The 14,308-nt window shown below is 65.0% G+C and carries 11 protein-coding genes and 1 riboswitch; of the genes, 8 read left to right on the forward strand and 3 right to left on the reverse strand.

What is annotated here, in order from left to right:
• Positions 1-194: 194 nt before the first annotated feature.
• Positions 195-2,168 (forward strand): APC family permease, encoded by a 1,974-nt coding sequence (locus ACH488_RS06745; RefSeq protein WP_397323074.1) that lies wholly within the window; start codon positions 195-197, stop codon positions 2,166-2,168.
• A gap of 72 nt (positions 2,169-2,240) precedes the next feature.
• Here ACH488_RS06745 and ACH488_RS06750 read toward each other — a convergent pair whose 3' ends face one another.
• Positions 2,241-2,816 (reverse strand): helix-turn-helix domain-containing protein, encoded by a 576-nt coding sequence (locus ACH488_RS06750; protein ID WP_018777077.1) that lies wholly within the window; start codon positions 2,814-2,816, stop codon positions 2,241-2,243.
• 270 nt (positions 2,817-3,086) lie between these two features.
• Here ACH488_RS06750 and ACH488_RS06755 point away from each other — a divergent pair, with 270 nt between their 5' ends.
• Positions 3,087-4,625, forward strand: coding sequence for a sodium:solute symporter (locus tag ACH488_RS06755; protein WP_397323076.1), 1,539 nt, complete (start codon positions 3,087-3,089; stop codon positions 4,623-4,625).
• Between the two features lie 195 nt (positions 4,626-4,820).
• Positions 4,821-4,940: riboswitch (SAM riboswitch) on the forward strand.
• 16 nt (positions 4,941-4,956) lie between these two features.
• Complete coding sequence (locus ACH488_RS06760; protein ID WP_397323077.1) at positions 4,957-5,292, forward strand: hypothetical protein; 336 nt, start codon at positions 4,957-4,959, stop codon at positions 5,290-5,292.
• Here ACH488_RS06760 and ACH488_RS06765 read toward each other — a convergent pair.
• The gene (locus ACH488_RS06765; protein ID WP_397323078.1) at positions 5,289-5,480 is read right to left on the reverse strand and encodes a hypothetical protein; all 192 of its coding nucleotides are present in this window, start codon (positions 5,478-5,480) and stop codon (positions 5,289-5,291) included. The two genes, ACH488_RS06760 and ACH488_RS06765, sit on opposite strands and share 4 nt — an antisense overlap.
• Positions 5,481-5,748: 268 nt before the next feature.
• On the opposite strand from ACH488_RS06765, the gene ACH488_RS06770 reads away from it, so the two are divergent.
• The 3 genes from ACH488_RS06770 to ACH488_RS06780 all read left to right on the forward strand — a co-directional run bounded on the left by ACH488_RS06770 (position 5,749) and on the right by ACH488_RS06780 (position 8,937).
• The gene (locus ACH488_RS06770; RefSeq protein ID WP_397323080.1) at positions 5,749-6,903 is read left to right on the forward strand and encodes a VIT1/CCC1 family protein; all 1,155 of its coding nucleotides are present in this window, start codon (positions 5,749-5,751) and stop codon (positions 6,901-6,903) included.
• 154 nt (positions 6,904-7,057) lie between these two features.
• On the forward strand, positions 7,058-7,894 hold the full coding sequence (locus ACH488_RS06775) for a matrixin family metalloprotease (RefSeq protein ID WP_397323308.1): 837 nt from the start codon (positions 7,058-7,060) through the stop codon (positions 7,892-7,894).
• Positions 7,895-8,013: 119 nt separating this feature from the next.
• Positions 8,014-8,937, forward strand: coding sequence for a matrixin family metalloprotease (locus tag ACH488_RS06780; protein WP_397323081.1), 924 nt, complete (start codon positions 8,014-8,016; stop codon positions 8,935-8,937).
• Here ACH488_RS06780 and ACH488_RS06785 read toward each other — a convergent pair.
• Positions 8,934-10,094: an LOG family protein gene (locus ACH488_RS06785; RefSeq protein WP_397323082.1), complete on the reverse strand. Its 1,161-nt coding sequence runs from the start codon at positions 10,092-10,094 to the stop codon at positions 8,934-8,936. The genes ACH488_RS06780 and ACH488_RS06785 overlap by 4 nt on opposite strands.
• Positions 10,095-10,166: 72 nt before the next feature.
• Here ACH488_RS06785 and ACH488_RS06790 point away from each other — a divergent pair, with 72 nt between their 5' ends.
• Together ACH488_RS06790 and ACH488_RS06795 are read left to right on the forward strand one after the other, a co-directional pair.
• The gene (locus tag ACH488_RS06790; RefSeq protein WP_397323083.1) at positions 10,167-10,943 is read left to right on the forward strand and encodes a gamma-glutamyl-gamma-aminobutyrate hydrolase family protein; all 777 of its coding nucleotides are present in this window, start codon (positions 10,167-10,169) and stop codon (positions 10,941-10,943) included.
• A gap of 126 nt (positions 10,944-11,069) precedes the next feature.
• Positions 11,070-13,967 carry a chitobiase/beta-hexosaminidase C-terminal domain-containing protein gene (locus ACH488_RS06795; protein ID WP_397323084.1) on the forward strand — a complete coding sequence of 966 codons (2,898 nt, stop codon included), beginning with the start codon at positions 11,070-11,072 and terminating at the stop codon, positions 13,965-13,967.
• The last annotated feature ends 341 nt before the right edge of the window (positions 13,968-14,308 follow it).

Here is a 14,308-nt window from a genome sequence, read left to right on the forward strand (position 1 = left end):
GCTGCTGTGACACCCATCATACACTCAAAGTTGTCTAATAAGCATCACCTGTTTACAAGTCAGCATTGGAACATCGGCCATTTGAGATGCCGGTCACATGAGGCGTAAAGATTCCATAAAAACCGGTCTTAACAGGCAATTCCCAGCAATACGCTCCATTCCGGGAGCAGCACCGTGCTGCGCGAAAGGACATCGTGACTACGCTGACCAGGCCACCGGCCGACCCTGCCGACCGGCGCAAGGAAGCCTTCAACCTCAAGGCATGGCTGCTGGAAGGCATGCCGGACACGTCGGGCAAACGGCAAGGACCGCACGGTAAGCCGTCCGAGTCGCACAAGCCGCAAGCTTGGTGGAAGGTCATGTGCCTCACCGGCCTGGACTACTTCTCCACCCTCGGTTACCAACCGGCCATCGCCGCCTTGGCCGCCGGCCTGCTCTCGCCGTTGGCTACGCTGCTCCTGGTCTTCGCCACCTTGGCCGGAGCGCTGCCCGTCTACCGACGCGTGGCCAAGGAGAGCCCCCGCGGCGAAGGCTCCATCGCCATGCTGGAACGCCTGCTCCCCCGCTGGGGAGGCAAGCTCTTTGTCCTTGCGCTCCTCGGCTTTGCCGCAACGGACTTCATGATCACTATTACGTTGTCCGCTGCCGACGCAACAGCACACCTCATCGAGAACCCGTTCGCTCCGGAATTCCTTGAAGGCCAGCACGTGGTGATCACCCTGGCGCTGATCGCCGGGCTGGGCATCGTGTTCCTCCGGGGATTCCGGGAAGCCATCAACGTTGCCGTGGTACTTGTCGCGGCCTTCCTGGCACTGAACCTCGTGGTGGTCTTCGTGGCCATCAGCCACCTCTTCACCGAATCCCACGTGATCACCGACTGGTGGGGTGCACTGACCACGTCCCACGGCGATCCTTTGTTGATGATCGGGCTTGCCTTACTGGTCTTCCCCCGCCTGGCCTTGGGGCTCTCCGGGTTCGAAACTGGCGTGGCCGTGATGCCGCAGATCAAGGGGCGCGCGACGGACACCGACGCCAATCCCGCAGGCCGGATCAAGGGTGCCCACCGCCTGCTGACAACGGCCGCGATCATCATGAGCTCCTTCCTGATCACGTCAAGCTTCACCACGGTCATGCTGATCCCTGCCGCCGAGTTCGAATCCGGCGGCAAGGCCGAGGGGCGCGCCCTGGCCTACCTCGCCCACAAGTTCCTCGGCGATGGCTTCGGCACCGTGTACGACATCAGCACCATTGCCATCCTGTGGTTTGCGGGCGCCTCCGCCATGGCTGGCCTGCTGAATCTGGTCCCCCGCTACTTGCCGCGTTACGGCATGGCTCCCGCGTGGGCCCGGGCACTCCGTCCGCTGGTTCTCGTGTTCACCGTCATCGCCTTCGCCGTGACCATCATTTTCCAGGCAGACGTCAACGCCCAGGGCGGCGCCTACGCCACGGGCGTGCTGGTGCTCATTACCTCGGCGTCCATTGCTGTGACGCTATCCGCACGGCGCAAGAAGCAGCGGGCCCAGTTCATCGGCTTCGGCATCGTCTCGCTCGTCTTCATTTACACCACGGTGGTCAATTCGATCGAGCGCCCGGACGGCCTCAAGATTGCTGCCCTGTTCATCCTGGGCATCATGGTGGTGAGCTTCATTTCCCGGATCCGCCGCGCCTTCGAGTTGCGGGCCACCCATATCAAAATGGACCAGAAGGCCCTCGAATTCACCGCTAACAACACCGATGGTCCCGTCCGAATCATTGCCCACGAGCCCAAGCGCCTCAGCGCGGACAGGTACCAGGAGAAGCTGGAACACGCCCAGCAGGCCAACCACCTGCCCAAGGACTGCGGCGCATTGTTCATCGAGATCATCGTGGACGACAGCTCGGACTTCGAGCAGGAACTCCAGGTAGTGGGCAAGGAACGCCACGGCTTCAAGATCCTGGAGGTCCACAGCAACAACGTGCCAAACACCCTGGCTGCCGTACTCCTCCACATCCGCGACGTCACGGGCTTCATGCCGCACATCTACTTCCGCTGGACCGAGGGCAACCCGATCTCCAACCTCAGCAAGTTCCTCTTCTTCGGCGAGGGCGAGATCGCACCTGTCACCCGGGAAGTGCTGAGGGAAGCCGAAGCGGACATCACACGCCGCCCCTGGGTGCACGTGGGCTAACCACACCCCGAGATGACAGTTAATGCCAATGTTTCCCCAAAACATTGGCATTAACTGTCATTTCGCGCAGGCTTAGCGGCTCGCCGCGGGCACCAGGACCCAGAGCACCTCCACCGTCTCATCCGTGGGGTTGATCCAGGTATGGGGCTCGCGGCCCGGGAAGGAAAGGGTATCCCCCTCTTCGAGGTCATATTCCTCGTTGGTCAGGATCAGCTTGATCCTGCCTTTGACGACGTGCAGCACGTCAACATCGCAGTCCACGGCATAGAGTTCGTTTTCGCCACGCCCCCGCGGCTCGATGGTTGCCTGGAGGATTTGGAGCCTGCGCTCGGAACGCGCCGTGAGCAGCCGCTCAACAATGCCCTGGCCGCCCAGGGAAATGCGCGGACCGTCGTCGCGCCGGGTCAGGTGGGTTTCGGGGGCGGCGAACAGGTCGCCAACAGACACGGACAGCACCTGGCACAACGTCACCAGCGAGGCCACCGACGGTGAAGTGAGGTCCCGCTCCACCCTGCTAAGGAAGCCTTTGGTCAGGCCCGTGGCATCTGCAACCTGCTCGATGGTAAGCCGCTGCGCCTGCCGGGCTGCACGGATTCTGGAACCGATGGCAACGGGAACATTGCTGGGTTCAACGGGTAGAGCCTTCATTCACAAAACCTTTCAGGCCCGTCCGTGAGGCCCTGTCATTGGAGCCAATAGTAGCCGTAGAGCCACAGCAAAGAGCCAGAATCCGCGGAACCATGACCAAACCACCTTGACTGTTACTCCCATCACAACATATCCTCATAGGCAACAAGTGTTGTCTGTGAGGCACACAACACAAGTCCAACCTCCGTTCGTCAGCACAGAGACTTCGACGCCCTGCAGGAGTATCGTCGAATACCCCAACCTCCGTGCATCAGCTCCAAGGAGCCACTCATGGACTCTTCGTTCATCAACATCGCCATTGTGGTGGTGTATTTGCTTGCCATGCTGGCGTTCGGTTGGTGGGGCAAGTCCCGCACCAAGAACAACAGCGACTTCCTGGTGGCCGGCCGCCGCCTGGGACCGTTCCTCTACACCGGCACCATGGCCGCAGTTGTCCTGGGTGGCGCATCCACCGTTGGCGGCGTTGGCCTGGGCTACAAATTCGGCATCTCCGGCATGTGGCTCGTGGTGGCCATCGGCGCAGGCGTCCTCTTGTTGAGCCTGCTGTTCGCCGGCACCATCCAGCGCCTGAAGATCTACACGGTCTCGCAGATGCTCAGCCTCCGCTATGGAAGCAAGGCCACCCAGACCTCCGGCATCGTCATGCTTGCCTACACCCTCATGCTCTGCGCAACCTCCACCGGCGCCTACGCCACCATCTTCGTGGTCCTTTTCGACTGGGAACGCTGGCTGGCCATCGCCGTGGGCGGCGCGATCGTGCTTGTCTACTCCACCATCGGTGGCATGTGGTCCATCACCCTCGCGGACCAGGTGCAGTTCATCATCAAGACCGTTGGCATCTTCCTGCTGATGCTGCCGTTCGTCATGAACGCCGCCGGTGGCCTGGACGGCATCCGCCAGCGCGTTGACCAGAGCTTCTTCCAGATCGACGGCATCGGCCTGCAGACCATCATCACGTACTTCGTGGTGTACACGCTCGGCCTCCTCATCGGCCAGGACATCTGGCAGCGCGTCTTCACAGCAAAGACCCCCACGGTTGCACGCTGGGGCGGCGCGACCGCCGGGGTGTACTGCATCCTCTACGGTGTGGCCGGCGCCCTGATCGGCCTCGCCGCACGCGTTGCCCTGCCGGACATCGACGTGGCAAACCTCGGCAAGGACGTTGTCTACGCCGAGGTGGCAACCCACATCCTGCCCATCGGCATCGGTGGCTTGGTCATGGCAGCAGCCGTCGCCGCAATGATGTCCACCGCGTCCGGTGCGCTCATTGCCGCAGCCACGGTGGCCCGCGCAGACGTTGTCCCGTTTGTCGCCAGCTGGTTCGGCAAGACCATCAACACCGACGACACGGAAAACCCAGAGCACGACGTCAAGGCGAACCGCTACTGGGTCCTCGGCCTCGGCGTCCTGGCAGTGCTGATCTCCATGGCGGCCCAGGACGTTGTTGTTGCCCTCACCATCGCCTACGACATCCTGGTAGGCGGCCTCCTCGTCGCCATCCTCGGCGGCCTTGTGTGGAAGCGCGGTACCGGCATTGCGGCAGCCTGGTCCATGGCCGTGGGCTCGGTCCTCACCCTGGTCCTGCTGATCCTCTTCGCAACGGGTGTGATCGAGAGCGCCGACGGCGTCTACGCGAACGATCCCATCTACTGGGGCCTCGGAGCTTCCTTCGTGACCTTCGTGGTGATCTCACTGCTCACTCCGCCCACCGATGCCGCAGTCCGCGCGGCATGGGACAAGCGGGTTGCAGGAGCCATCTCGGATGAACTCCCGCTGGACGCCCACCCGGTCAGCAGCCACAAGGCCTGAAGTCCGGCCACACAGTGGCCACCTCGGCAATGCACGACGGCGGCGCCACCCTTCGCGGGGTGGCGTCGCCGTTTGCGTAGTCCCCGGCTTCCACAACACACCTACCCCCGTTGCGGGGCCCGCTCTGCGCTCATTCGCCCCCGCAGAGCACGCCAAGCAGGCCCCACAAAGGGGAGGCATTAGGATAGGACGCAGCTTCAAGAGATGTGGCGCCAAGCTCCGACTGGCCACGCACCAACCCCATGTTCACGGGTGGTTCGGATGAGGAAGCGGCCCGCCCCGGACCAGAGACAACCGAGCGGGCAAGAGCACTCCCACCAAGGAGCAGTCCTTGCCGTACCAAACTGAAACCACGGTCCAAGCGGGCACATCCCAAGCGGCCTTGGTCAACGCCAGCCCCGTCCAAGCCAGCGCCACCGAAACCCCTTCCCCGACAGTCCGGGTGATTCCCGTGGTTGACATCGTCCACGGCACGGTGATCATTGTCGCGCGCGGCCGCACCGAACGCTTTCACCACCCTGAGCCCCGGCTCCTCGCCGCGGCGTTGGCACGCTCCGTCCGCGCCACGCGCTGGTGTTTCGCGTCGCAAACGCTGACGGTGACCGTTGCCGCCGTCGGACGTGCTGCCGGGCGCGAGCGGCACTTCAGCCTGGTGCCGGCTGCCTAGGATTCGTCGCCGTCGCCGCGGAATTCTTCCTCGGCCTCATCGAGCGGCACAATGCGCTCGTCGTCGTCCGCCACCTCGCCTTCCTCTGCCCAAGCCTCATCGACTTCCTGGTCCTCGTTGTAGTCGTAGGCCGGATCCGACTCGATGGTTGCCCGTTCCGGGTGGTGGGGATGTGATTCGGTGCTCATGCTGCAACCTCCGTCCGACGGGCCGCACCAGGCGGTCCACTGACCGATGTGCGGGGAGTGCCCCGCCCCTGTCTATCCATCTGAGCACCGCCTCAAGAAGGGGTCAAGGGAGGGTCGCCGGCGGCCGCAGCACCGCTGCACCAGGGTTCGGAATTAAGGCATGCCGAACATTCCTGTTAAGGAATACCAGCCAAAAATCCCCGGAAATAGGCGGTACAGTGGGCGGTGCAAAGGGGCCGTAACCGTCCCATCAAGCCCAGGAGAAACAGTGCAACAGCACCAGGAATCCCACGGTCCGTCGAGCCCCGCTCCGGACTCCCGGCCCGAAGAAGAACCCTCGCGAACACCCACGCAGTCGGACGTCCGGCGCTGGCGGCAGTACCTGGCAGACGAACGGGCCGAGGCCGCCGTCTACCGCGAACTCGCCCAACGCCGCGACGGTGAGGAGCGCCAGATCCTCCTTGCCCTGGCAGAAGCGGAAGGCCGGCACGAGGCCCACTGGCTCAAGCTGCTCGGGGAACACGCCGGAATGCCCAAGGCGGCGTCGGCACGCAGCCGGCTCCTCGGTTTCCTCGCGCGGCACTTCGGCTCCGTCTTCGTCCTCGCCTTGGCCCAACGTGCCGAGGGGCGCTCCCCCTACGGCACCGACCCGTACGCCACGCCCGCAATGGTGGCCGACGAGCAAATCCACGAGGAAGTTGTCCGCGGCCTCGCAACCCGTGGCCGCAACAGGTTGTCCGGCACGTTCCGCGCCGCGGTTTTCGGCGCCAACGACGGCCTGGTCAGCAACCTTTCCCTGGTGATGGGCATGGCCGCGACGGGCGTTTCCAGTGCCGTGGTGCTGATGAGTGGCGTTGCCGGCCTGCTGGCGGGTGCGCTGTCCATGGGTGCCGGCGAGTACGTGTCCGTCCGGTCGCAGCGGGAACTGCTCAACGCCACCCTTCCCACCCAGGCCACGTTGGCTGCCGCACCGTCCTTGGACGTGGAGCACAACGAACTCGTCCTGGTGTACCTGGCGCGGGGCATGACCCGGGAAGCTGCTGAACACCGCGCCGCCGAGAGGCTGGGACTCTTCAGTTGCGACTGCGATCCGAGCTTGTCCTTGCAACCTGAAAAGGAAGAAGTCGAGGACGAGCATGAGACGGTCGGTTCGGCATGGGGCGCGGCGCTTTCCAGCTTCTGCTTCTTCGCTTCCGGCGCCATCGTGCCCATCCTGCCGTTCGTCTTCGGCGTGGTGGGCTGGAGCGCGCTGATCCTCTCCGGCGCCTTGGTGGGCGTCGCGCTGCTGGCGACGGGCGCCGTCGTCGGGCTGCTCTCCGGAACCTCTCCCCTGAGCCGCGGCCTCCGCCAGCTGGCCATCGGCCTCGGCGCCGCAGCTGCCACCTATGGATTGGGCCTCCTCTTCGGAGCGGTGATCGTCTAGGCTTCGCCGGCATGAATAGACGGGGCCACCCCGGTCCCGTAATGTTGGTTCGTCCTCTGCGCTGCCTGCGTGAACGGGGCCTGAGGAATGGAGAACCGTGGACACCGAGCATGGGGAGTCGCCTGCGCACGAACCCCGCCCTGCCGGCAAGGCGCTGCGTTTGCTCCTCGGCCTGGTCATGGCGGCGGTTGCCGCTGTGGTGGCAGTCCTGGTCAGCGGTTTCCTGCACGGCGATCCACGCATCACGGCCCTGATCCCGGGTGCCGCCCTGCCCAACTCCCAACAAGCCGGACAAGGCACGCGCATCCCGGCCCGCGCCCTCAACGCTCCCCCGCCCGGGATGGAAGAGGCCGATGCTCCGCTCGCCTCACCTGCCCCGCCGGCCTTCACGAGCGATTCCTACAAGTTCCTGGCCACGAACGACGACGGCACACCGGTTGGATATTCGCCGTGCCGGCCGCTGCACTACGTGGTCAATGATGCCTCGGCGCCTGCGGGAACGGATGGGCTGCTCCAGACTGCCCTGGCGAACGTCTCGGCCGCGACGGGCATCCAGTTCGTCAATGACGGCACCACGGACGAGCTGCCCACTGCGAAGCGGGAGCCGTACCAACCGGCGAAGTACGGCGAGCGCTGGGCACCGCTGCTGATTTCCTGGACTACCCCGGAGGCCGCACCCGCGCTGGAGGACAAGGTCATTGGCACCGGTGGCAGCACCATGTATTCGCTGAACAAGGGGCCCAAGAGTTACATCACGGGCAGCCTGGAACTCGATACACCCCAGATCTCCGAGCTCCTGGCTGAGGAAGGCGGCTCGGCTTACGTCCTGGCCGTCATGCAGCACGAGCTGAGCCATGTGATGGGGTTGGACCACGTGGATGACCCGGTGCAGCTGATGTATCCGGAGATCGGCGCACCTGATGGTTTGGCTGACGGCGACCTGACCGGCCTGCACCTGCTGGCATCTGCCCCCTGCCGCAAGGACATCTAGGCCGGTTCCCGTTTGGAGCCGGGCCATGGACTTCCCGGCAGGCGCGGTCCTATGCTGTCCCCAAACGGCCGACGGCGGCGCCCCAACCGCGGTTCCGGGCCGTCGCGTCAGGGGGTTCGATGGAACCTGATGGGTCGCCACAAGGGCCAGACCCCTATCCCCCGCCGCGTCATCTCCCTCCTGCACAGGGACCGCTCCAACAACCCACTCCACAGATCAAGCACCGCACCGTCGCCGCCGTCTTCTTCTTTTTCGGGGTCCTGGGACTGGTCTGCGCGGGTGCCTACTTCGGCGGAGACCTGCAGCCGCTGTGGGGTTCGGATGTACCGCAAAGCCAGTCCCCGCGCCCGGGGGTGCTGCCGTTCGGACAACGGGAAGACCCTGTTCCAGGGCGTGAGGAAGCCGACGCTCCCCTGGGCACGCCCGCGCCCCTGCAGCGGAGCAGTACGGCCTACAAATTCCTGGCGCTCAAGACGGACGGCACACCCGTGGCCTACTCCCCCTGCCGCCCCATCCACTACGTGGTGAACTCGACGCTGGCTCCTGCGTCGTGGCAATCCTTGGTGGAGGAAGCCGTGCGGCAGGCCAGCCTGGCGACGGGCCTCCATTTCATCTACGACGGCCCCACCTCGGAGCAGCCCACCAGCAACAGGGCCGGCTACCAGCCCGAGATGTACGGCGACCGCTGGGCTCCCGTCCTGATCGCCTGGACCACTCCGGAGCAGGTCCCGCGGCTCACGGGCCAAACCGTTGGACTGGGTGGCAGTTCGTCGATTGGGCTGAGTAACGGCTACAAGGCCTACGTCACCGGCACAGTGTCCCTTGATGCGCCGCAGTTCGCCGGGATCATGGGGTCCTCCCAGGGCCGGGAAATCGGCGTGGGAGTGATCATGCACGAGTTGGGGCACGTCCTGGGCCTGGACCACGTGGATGATCCACGCCAGCTCATGTACGACCAGGCCTCATGGGTGCGCCAATACGCAGCGGGCGACCTGACGGGCCTGGCCAAGCTCGGCTCCGGTCCGTGCAGCAAGGACTTCTAGGGCTCCTGCGCAGGACGCCCGGCCCGTCCGGCCACAATGTCCACCGCTTCCTCCACGGTGTCCACCAGGAAGATCCGTTCAGCCATGGGCTTTCCCGCGGCCAGGCTTTGCAGCATGGGCCACGCGGGGAAGGTCCGTTCCCAGTGCTCGCGTCCCACCAGCACCATGGGCGTGACTGTTTCCGGCGCACCGTAGTAGTTCTCGCACGCGTCCTGGAAAATCTCCTGAACGGTCCCGGCCGAGCCTGGGAGGAACACGATTCCGCCGTTGCACAGTTCCAAAAGGATGGCCTCCCTGATGGCGTTCGCGAAGTACTTGGCGATGTGCGTCGCGAACAGGTTGGGTGGCTCATGACCGTAAAACCACGTGGGGATGCCCAGTGTGGCGGTGCCGTCCGGATAATGTTCGACGACGGCGGCGGCCTCGCGCGCCCAAGCCGTCACCGACGGCCTGAACCCCGGAACGACGGCGAGCGCCTGCAGCGCCGCGCGGAAGTCGTCGTCGTGCTTTCCGCTCAGGTACGCACCCAGGTTGGCCGCTTCCATGGCACCGGGACCGCCGCCCGTGGCGACCGTGAGACCGGCCTGGGCCAGGAGGCGTCCCAGTCGGGCGGCGTCGGCGAACTCCGGGGTGCCGCGTTGGGCTGCGTGGCCGCCCATGACTCCCACCAGTTTGGAACCCGCGAAGGCCCCGTTCTGGAGGGCCTCGTCCAAGGCGTCGCCGATCGCGTGGTCATGGAGTGCTGCGGCGAGCGTCGCATCCAGGCTTGAGCGCTGGCCGGGGAGGATGCTCCACTGGTAGACCCTGGCGTCCAGCGTGGCCTCGTACTCCGTGGCGGAGATGTCCTCGTAGAGCTCCTGCGCGGTGTAGAGGCTGCCGCGGTAGGGGTTGAACGGCACTCCGCGCAGCTTGGGGAAGATCAGGGCCCCGCGGCCCCGGAGGGTGTCTTCCACGCCGTCGTCGAAGGTGCATCCCAGGAAGATGGCACCCTGCGGACTCAGGGAGAGCAGTTCCCGTGAGCGTCCGCGGAGGTCCAGGGACTGGGCGTGCCAGCCATGCATGGAAGCCGCTCCGGCGCCAACCAAACGGTCGAAGTGAACCACGCTTTCGACGTCGAGCGTCCGGGGGCTGGGGTTCAAGGCGCCGGAGGGATTCATGGTTTCAGCGTAGTGCGCTGGAAGGTTACACCGCCGTTTGGGGCCCGGGACACCGCCCGTGCATCATGAAGCATGACCAACACTTCCGGCGCTCCCACGCGCATCGGCGTCCCCGTCCGCCTCAGCAGCTCCGACGCCCCGGACGCCCGGGTGGGCGAGGCCAATGAACTGTTCGTGTTCATTGTGGAGTTGCTCCGTGAGGCCGGTGCCGAGCCGGTGCTGCTGACCCCGGAATCTGTGTTGGAATCTGAACTGGGCGCGCTGGACGGGGTGCTCCTGCCGGGCGGCGGCGACCTCGACCCCCGGCTGTACGGCCAGGAACCGGTGGAGGCCGTGTACGACGTCAACCCCGAACAGGACACGCTGGACCTGGCCGTTGCGCGCGCAACGCTCGACGCCGGTCTGCCGCTCCTTGGCATTTGCCGCGGACACCAGCTCCTCAACGTCCTCTATGGGGGAACGCTCATCCAGGACATGCTTCCGTCCACTGTGGTGCACAGCGGTCTGGATCCGGATGATGCCGCCGCGAGCGAGTGGGCGTGGCATGACGTGGTGCTGGCCGCCGGCTCCCGGACCGCCGCCCTCTACGGCTCTACGGACGGCACCACGGTCAAGATTGCGTCCGGCCACCACCAGGCTGTGGCTACCGTTGGTGGGGGCCTGACAGTCACAGCCGTTGCCGACGACGGCACCATCGAAGCACTGGAAGACCCCACCCGGTGGGTGACGTCCGTGCAGTGGCACCCCGAAGCAGCCCAGCTTCCTTCCGCCGAGCGCCTCCTTCCTTTCCGTGCCTTCGTGGAAGTGTGCCGGAACGCTACCCAGGACCGGCTCGGAGGTGTACAGTAGCGCTCACTGCATCAGTTCCCTTACTCTCTGGGGACCTGGAGCGCACAATTTCATTCGAATGACGTCGCAAGGGCGTCTTAAGTTCGCCGGCTGGGGGGCCCAACGTCTGCTCAAAGGAGCATTGTTGTGGTCCGTTCAAAACCCGCCAATCCATCCCGTCATCCGAAGACTCCCGCTTCCCTCCTCGGTATCCTGCTGACTTCCGCTTTGGCTTTCGGCGGGCTTGTGCTCGGCGGCGCCGCGCCGGCAGCCGCCGCAGTCCCACCCTGTGCGGGAACCGGCGGGGCCATGCAGATCGTGGCCCACACCGACGACGACCTGTTGTTCCTCAGCCCGGACTTCATGCGTGATATCCAGGCCAAACGTTGTGTCCAAACGGTCTTCACCACCGCTGGAGAAGCCGGAGAAGGTGCTTCGTACTGGCGGGGCCTCGAAGCAGGCATCCGCGCCAGCTACTCGAAGATGGCCGGAGTCGCCGACTCATGGACCACCTCCGACGCCGGTGTCCCCAACAGGCCGCTGACCATGCAGACGCTCAATGGGGCACCCAACATCTCCGTGGTGTTCATGCGGCTCCCCGACGGTTTCCCCGATGGCGACGGCAGCGCCGCGTACAACGACCAAAGCATTCTGAAGCTCTGGGACGGACGCCTCTCCTCCATCCGGCCCGTGGACAACGCAGCGACATTCACCAAGACGCAGTTCCAGAACGCCCTCAACCGCTTGGTGGCCAACTTCCAGCCCACCACGTTCCGCACCCAGGACTGGACCGGGAACTTCAACAATCCTTATGACCACAGCGACCACTGGGCCACGGCAAAGTTCGCGCAGCTGGCTACCCGGAGCTACACCGGCCCACACACCTCCATCGCCTACGACGCGTACGTGATCGACGAGTATCCGCAGAACGTCACGGGTGCTGAGCTCACGGCCAAGGTGGACACGTTCGTGCGGTTCTCCGACTTCGACATGTACATCTGCAGCAGCCCCGGCGAAGGATGCCCTGACTCCCCCTACGATGAATGGCTCAAACGGCAATACGTCACGGCTATTGAGTGGGTGGGAAACGCCGCCAAATTGGCCGGCACCACTGTCACCGCCTCGTCCCAGAAGGCTGCGGCCCAGAGCCCCGAAAAGGCACGCGACGGGTACTTCTGGGGTGCTCCGATGGACGCCACCCGGGAATGGGTCACCGCGGCCGAAAAGACAGGCAGCTGGATCCAGTACAACTTCTCGCCAACCCGGACCATCAACTCGGTGACGCTCTCCGACAGGCCTGTCCTTACCGACCAGGTGACCGGTGGCAACCTTACCTTCTCCGACGGCAGCACCGTGGCGGTCCCGGCCCTGCCCAACAACGGCTCGGCCCTCACCGTCAACTTCCCGGCACGGACCGCGAGCTGGGTACGCTTCAACATCACCTCAGTAAGTGCCAGCACCACCAACGCCGGCCTGTCCGAATTCGAAGCGTACGTCACGGCAGACACCGTGGCGCCCGTCGTCACGGCTACTCCGCCGGGCGGAACCTACACCGCCGGTCAGGCCATCACCCTGGCTGCCAACGAGACCGCCACCATCTACTACACGGTGGACGGCAGCACACCCACCACGTCCAGCCCCAAGTACTCGGCCCCGATCACCCTCACCGGTGCCATGACCCTGAAGTACTTCGCCGTCGATGCGGCGAACAACTCCTCCGCCGTAGCCACACAGACCTACTCAACCGGCCTTGACGTCACCAAACCCGTGGTGACGCCCAACCCGGCCAGTGGGGCCTACGCGGCGGGAACCAAGATCGCGCTGACCGCCAACGAGCCGGCCGAGATCCGGTACACCACGGATGGCACGGATCCGCTGACGGCAGGGCTTGTCTACAGCGCACCCATCACCTTCAACGGCCCCGGCCCCATGACGCTGAAGTACTTCGCCAAGGACACGGCAGGGAACACTTCCAGCGTCGCTACCCAGACGTACACAGTGCCGCCGGACACCACGGCGCCGGTGGTCACCGCCAATCCAACAGGCCGGGCCTTGGCCAGTGGTGCAACCATCAGCCTTAGCGCCAATGAGCCAGCCACCATCTACTACACCACCAATGGCAGCACCCCCACTGCCACCGAATCGGCAACCAACCTCAAGTACACGGCTCCGATCGTCATGGGCAGCTCCACGCTGACGCTCAAGTACATCGGCGTTGACACGGCTGGGAACACCTCAGCTGCGGGAACCCAGACGTACACCGTTCCCGCAGCCGGACCGCCGTCGGCCCATGACTTCAACGGTGATGGGCGCGCGGACGTCCTTGCTGCCGATTCCGCGGGCAACCTGTACCTGTATCCGGGCGACGGTTCCGGCGGGCTGCTCCCCCGGCAACTGGCCCTTGCGGCGCCGGCGTGGTCCTCGATCACGGACACCATCACGCCCGGCGACTTCAACAGGGACGGCAAGAACGATCTCCTGGCCCGTGCCGGGGACATCCTGTACTTCTACCCTGGAAACGGTGCGGGCAGCTTCGGCGCGAGGTCCCAGGTGAGCACGGGCTGGAGCACCATGACCCAGCTCTTCTCCCCGGGCGACTTCAGCGGCGACGGAATCCCGGACTTCATGGGCCGGCGCAGCAACGGTGAGCTGAGGCTGTACGAGGGCAACGGAAACGGCGGCCAGCGCACCCCGTACACAGTCGGTACCGGTTGGGGCATCATGAACGCCATCTTCAGCACCGGCGACTTCAACGGAGACGGCAAGGCCGATGTACTGGCGCGGCGAACGGATACGGGAGCATTATGGCTGTATCCGGGCAATGGCTCCGGAGGTTGGCTGCAGTGGAACCAGATCGCAACGGGCTGGAACACCCGCACTGCGCTCGCCGGCCCCCGGGACCTTGATGGCGACGGCAAGAACGACGTCCTGGGCCGCATTGGAGACAATTTGTGGCTCTATCCCGGATCGGGAGGCGGAACTCTGGGAAATGTGCCGCCGATCAGCCTGGGCGCGGGTTGGCAGGGGATGAAGGTCATCGCCTGAGCAACCCCCACTGAACCTGGCGCGGGTCGGAGTTTTCCCCCAGACTCTTCCGGCCCGCGTCAGCCACGTCCGCCCTCTCTCACCGAACCACCCGTTTCCACCGACCCTCTCTCACCAAACCGCCCTTTCCTGCCGACGCTCTCTCACCAAACCGCCCTTTCCGGGCGACGCTCTCTCACTTGCGTCAAGAAAGCCGACCGCGGGAAGGCCCGACGGCGGCACTCCCCCGAGTGCCGCCGTCGACCGTTCCGTTGCGGGTGGTGAGGGAGGGATCGAACAAAAGGGGCATTCGGTGAGGGAGGGATCGGCGAAAAGGGTCATTCGGTGAGAGATGGTCGGGG

The sequence above is a fragment of the Paenarthrobacter sp. NPDC018779 genome, from assembly GCF_044391085.1.
In the GTDB taxonomy this organism is placed as follows: domain Bacteria; phylum Actinomycetota; class Actinomycetes; order Actinomycetales; family Micrococcaceae; genus Arthrobacter.

What these genes read in the sequence shown, in the direction of transcription:
- ACH488_RS06750 (WP_018777077.1), bottom strand. Translation starts at nt 2,816, where the DNA reads ATGAAGGCTCTACCCGTTGAACCCAGCAATGTTCCCGTTGCCATCGGT.
- ACH488_RS06755 (WP_397323076.1), top strand. Translation starts at nt 3,087, where the DNA reads ATGGACTCTTCGTTCATCAACATCGCCATTGTGGTGGTGTATTTGCTT.
- ACH488_RS06765 (WP_397323078.1), bottom strand. Translation starts at nt 5,480, where the DNA reads ATGAGCACCGAATCACATCCCCACCACCCGGAACGGGCAACCATCGAG.
- ACH488_RS06780 (WP_397323081.1), top strand. Translation starts at nt 8,014, where the DNA reads ATGGAACCTGATGGGTCGCCACAAGGGCCAGACCCCTATCCCCCGCCG.
- ACH488_RS06785 (WP_397323082.1), bottom strand. Translation starts at nt 10,094, where the DNA reads ATGAATCCCTCCGGCGCCTTGAACCCCAGCCCCCGGACGCTCGACGTC.
- ACH488_RS06790 (WP_397323083.1), top strand. Translation starts at nt 10,167, where the DNA reads ATGACCAACACTTCCGGCGCTCCCACGCGCATCGGCGTCCCCGTCCGC.